The following is a 3,093-nucleotide window of genomic DNA, read 5'->3' on the forward strand; positions in this document are numbered from 1 at the left end:
GCCGGCGAGATCAAGAACTTCACCGGCATCGACTCGCCCTACGAGGCGCCGCTGTCGCCGGAGATTCACATCGACACCACCGCCCTGTCGGTGGAGGACGCCGCCGACCAGGTCGTGCGGGCGCTGATCGACCACGGCATCGTCGCCGGCTGAGCACCGGCCGGCTTCGCCCGTCAGGCCGGCCCGTTGCGCACCGCCACCAGGCCCTCGCCGTTGCTGAGTGTCAGCTTCGGCGGCAGCGGTGACTCGTCCGGCAACACCTGGCGCCAGCCGCTGCCGGCCTGGGGCATCATGTCGGCGACGTTCAGCGTCGCCGGCTCGCCTTCCAGGTTGAGCAGCAGCAGCACCTGGCGGGTGTTTTCCGGGTGGCGACGCAGCCCGGCCACCAGCACCGTGCCGTCAACCGGACGGCGGAAGTAGAAGCAGTCCTTGTCGCCCAGGTTCGCCGCCAGCCACGGGTTGTCCTGGCGGAAATGGCGCACCGCCAGCATGGCCGCGGTCTGCGCCGCGTCGAGATCCTCCTGGTGCAGGGCGACGTTGCAGTAGGCGTGCATGTCGTCCATCCAGGCACGGGCGATGACGCTCATCGCCGCCACATCCAGCGGCTTGGGGCCGGCCACCGACGGCGCCAGCGAGTCGAAGAACTGCGCCACCCGCGCCACGTCGTTCTGCGTGGCCAGCATCGAACGCGCCAGGTTCTGCATGAAGTACTCGAGGTCGGCGAAGGTCAGAAAGCCGAGCTCCTTCAGGCGGATGAAGAAATCCGGCCGCTGGTAACGCTGCTCGTCGATCTGCCACAGCATCGAGCGCCACTCCTCCTCCATCACCTTCACCGCGTAGCGGTCGTCGGTGTTGCGCAGGAAACCCCACGGCGCGCGGACGTTGGTGTTGATGAAATCCAGCGGCACGCCCGGCAGGAAGGCATGGAACAGCAGGTTGAAACCGATGTGGTCGTAGGCATTGAGCAGGATGTCCGGCAGGGTGTCCCCGAGACGGCGATTGATGGACACCGAGTGCGGATCGGTCTGCGCTCCGCGGCGACGGGTGTCGTGGTTCGCCACACCGGAAATCCACTTCTCGCCCAGAAACGCGCTCTCCTCCAGACGCCACCACTTGCTGATCCAGAACGCCGAGGCGAACGGCGTGTTGTGCGCAAAGGTCAGCGGCCCCCACTGGAAGGCACGCGGGTCCTGCTCGATCAGCGCCCGGTAGGACGAGGACAACTGATAGTCCTCGCGCGGCCAGGGCCGGCCGTCCTCGAAGATGGTCCACGGCCGGTACTGCATGCCTGCGATGGCAATCGGCTGGTGCCCCATCGTCAGCAGGAACTCGTCGTCATGCACCAGGCAGCTGCCTTCCTCGTCCCAGTAGTTGAAGTCCTGGGCACCGTCCACACGCAGGCCGTCGGCACCGAACCCCATCTTGCGGGCCGCCATCTCCAGCAGGATGGCGCGCACCACCGGGTGGCGGTAATTGAGGTTCTGCCCGTACATGTTCGGACCGGCCACGAAATGCCGGTTCAGCAAGGTGAGCGCCTGGTTGTCGGCGTGGCCGTACACCAGGTCGAACACCACCTTGATCGGACGGCCGGGAAAGGTGTGCAGGGTGGCGATGAAGTCCACCAACTCATCCGGCCGACTGCTCTCCAGCAGACGCGGATTCACCGCCGACATGCCCGACACCACGACGTCATAACCCCAGTTGCAGGCCGTCGGGCGCCGCAGCGTCACCAGCGCGCCGTCGGCGCCCGGCTGGTCGTCGTGAATCTCAAAGAATGACGGCCCGTTCTCGAACGTGACCGTCGGCTCGATGGGCATCAGCTGCACGCCGTCGTAGCCGGCATAGCACTGCTCGAACGGCGTCAGCGGCTTGCCCTCGGTCAGCTTGCGGGCGATGCCGGCAAAGATGCGCGTCAGGCCGGCCAGCGAGGTCTCGGCGCAGGCCGTCGGCGGATGGATCTCCAGCAGGTTCACCGACGGTTCGATCCACGCCATGCCGTCCGCGTCGCGCGGCAAACCCTGGAAATACCCCAGGTCCGCCCGCTCGCGGTTCAGCCGCGCGCGGTCGTACAGCTCCGCCGGCGCGAACGCGCCAAACGGCGACGACCACGGCAGGTAATCCGGCCGTGTCCACCAGTTACCCTCGTTGTCCTGGCAGCGCACCCAGTACAACGCCCCTACCCGCTCACGATTGCCCGCCGTCAGGCCGGACAACACAACCCAGTAGTAGTCGTCGTCACACACCAGCGGCACCAGATGGCGCCTGAACGGCAACTCCTGCATGGGCAGGTGGAAATCCACCTCTCCCAGCGGCTCGAACAGTTCCAGGAACACGCACTTCGGGTGAATGCCGCGCTCGCGCACTTCCGGCAACCAGAAACCGAATGCCGTGGTCCCGCCATCGGCGACGTGCGCCCCCAGACGCCGGGCAATGGCGCGCGCCGCCTCAAACGGCGATTTCTGGGCCCGCTGTTGACGCGCCCACTCGCACAGTGCCGCCGTCTCGGCCTCCAATACCATCGGTCCGGGTGCAGTCGAATCCAGCAAACCAGACGCCCTCCGTATTGCGTCCCGGCACACCGGCCAGCGTGCCGACTGCTCCTGCTTTTATCACGACCGGCCGTGCCGGGCGAAACCGCGCCACCGCCCCGGTGACGTTCGACACGGGCGCCGGTGAAGGGGCGCGCGGTCCGTGGTACGTTGCCAGCGCGGCCGGACGCCCGCCCACCCACCGGCGACCGGCCGCTCATTCTGGAGACTGGACACATGGCAACGTTCCGCATCCACTGGTTGCAGCACGTCCCGTTCGAGGGCCTCGGCTACATCGCCCCGTGGGCACGCGAGCACGGCCACACGCTCAGCGTCACGCGGGTGCACGCCGGTGAATCGCTGCCGTCGCCCGACGCCTTCGACTGGCTGGTGGTGATGGGCGGCCCGATGGGTGTCTACGACACCGACCAGTACCCGCATCTGAACGACGAGATCCGCCTGATCGAGAACGCCGTCGCGGCCAACCGGCGAGTCCTGGGCATCTGCCTTGGCGCACAGCTGATCGCCGCCGCCCTGGGAGCGCGCGTGTATGCCTCCGGCCAAC

The 3,093-nt window shown here is 67.4% G+C and carries 3 protein-coding genes; 2 read left to right on the forward strand and 1 reads right to left on the reverse strand.

Annotated features, from left to right (window positions below; all coding sequences use genetic code 11):
• The coding region (locus ABYX71_RS11335; RefSeq protein WP_372696607.1) for an adenylyl-sulfate kinase at window positions 1–153 on the forward strand (153 nt) is incomplete at its 5' end.
• Between the two features lie 20 nt (window positions 154–173).
• On the opposite strand, the gene gghA is transcribed toward ABYX71_RS11335, so the two are convergent.
• The gene (gene gghA, locus ABYX71_RS11340) at window positions 174–2,519 is read right to left on the reverse strand and encodes a glucosylglycerol hydrolase (protein ID WP_372696605.1); all 2,346 of its coding nucleotides are present in this window, start codon (window positions 2,517–2,519) and stop codon (window positions 174–176) included.
• Between the two features lie 246 nt (window positions 2,520–2,765).
• On the opposite strand from gghA, the gene ABYX71_RS11345 reads away from it, so the two are divergent.
• A partial coding sequence (locus tag ABYX71_RS11345) for a type 1 glutamine amidotransferase (RefSeq protein WP_372696606.1) occupies window positions 2,766–3,093 on the forward strand: 328 nt, incomplete at its 3' end.

Origin of the sequence: Immundisolibacter sp., assembly GCF_041625615.1 — a bacterium.
Taxonomy (GTDB): domain Bacteria; phylum Pseudomonadota; class Gammaproteobacteria; order Immundisolibacterales; family Immundisolibacteraceae; genus Immundisolibacter.